The 1,228-nt window shown below is 64.7% G+C and carries 1 protein-coding gene; it reads left to right on the top strand.

The genetic code is table 11. The features are described 5' to 3' along the window. Positions 1–1,228 (top strand): carbohydrate porin OprB (gene oprB, locus HMPREF2924_RS14250; RefSeq protein WP_031642400.1); only part of this gene is annotated, 1,228 nt, incomplete at both ends.

Genomic DNA, 1,228 nt, shown 5'->3' with positions numbered 1-1,228 from the left:
TGGGGCGGCAAGCGCACCGAGCTGCTGGAGAAGGGCTACGACTTCAAGCTGGAGTACGTCGGCGAGGCGGCGGCCAACCTCGACGGCGGCTATGACGACGACAAGACCGGACGCTACACCGACCAGTTCGCTCTGGGCGTGCACATGGACCTGGAGAAGATCCTCGGCTGGAAGGCCACCGAGTTCCAGTTCACCGTCACCGAGCGCAACGGCAAGAACCTTTCCAACGACCGCATCGGCGACCCGCGTGCCGGGCACATCAGCTCGGTGCAGGAGGTATGGGGCCGCGGGCAGACCTGGCGGCTGACCCAGCTGTGGCTCAAGCAGCAGTACTTCGACGGCGCGCTGGACGTGAAATTCGGCCGTTTCGGCGAGGGCGAGGACTTCAACAGCTTCCCCTGCGATTTCCAGAACCTGGCCTTCTGCGGCTCGCAGGTGGGCAACTGGGCGGGGAGCATCTGGTACAACTGGCCGGTCAGCCAGTGGGCGTTGCGGGTGAAGTACAACTTCGCGCCGGACTGGTACGTGCAGGTCGGCGCCTACGAGCAGAACCCGTCGAACCTGGAGACCGGCAACGGCTTCAAGATGAGCGGCAGCGGGACCAAGGGCGCGCTGCTGCCGGTGGAGCTGATCTGGCAGCCGAAGGTCGGCGCCGAGCAACTGCCGGGCGAGTACCGGCTGGGTTACTACTACAGCACGGCGAAGGCCGATGACGTCTACGACGACGTCGACGGCCAGCCGCAGGGGCTGACCGGCAACGACTTCAAGTCGCGCGGCAGCAAGCATGGCTGGTGGGTGGTGGCGCAGCAGCAGGTCACTTCGCACAACGGCGATGCTTCGCGCGGGTTGAGCCTGTTCGCCAACCTGACGGTCCACGACAAGGCGACCAACGTGGTGGACAACTACCAGCAGCTTGGAGTGGTCTACAAGGGTCCGTTCGATGCGCGGCCGAAGGACGACATCGGCCTGGGCATCGCACGCATCCATGTCAACGACGATGTGAAGAAGCGCCAGCGCCTGGTGAACCAGGTGAACGGCATCGACGACTACGACAACCCGCTGTACCAGCCGCTGCAGGACACCGAGTACAACGCCGAGCTGTACTACGGGGTGCATGTGACCGACTGGCTGACGGTGCGGCCGAACCTGCAATACATCAAGCAGCCGGGCGGGGTCGACGAGGTCGACAACGCGCTGGTGGCGGGGATCAAGATCCAGACGGTGTTCT

It is taken from the genome of Pseudomonas sp. HMSC063H08 (assembly GCF_001813645.1).
GTDB lineage: Bacteria > Pseudomonadota > Gammaproteobacteria > Pseudomonadales > Pseudomonadaceae > Pseudomonas > Pseudomonas aeruginosa.
Note: the sequence above shows the minus strand (reverse complement) of the source record. Positions and strands in the feature narration are given on the sequence as shown.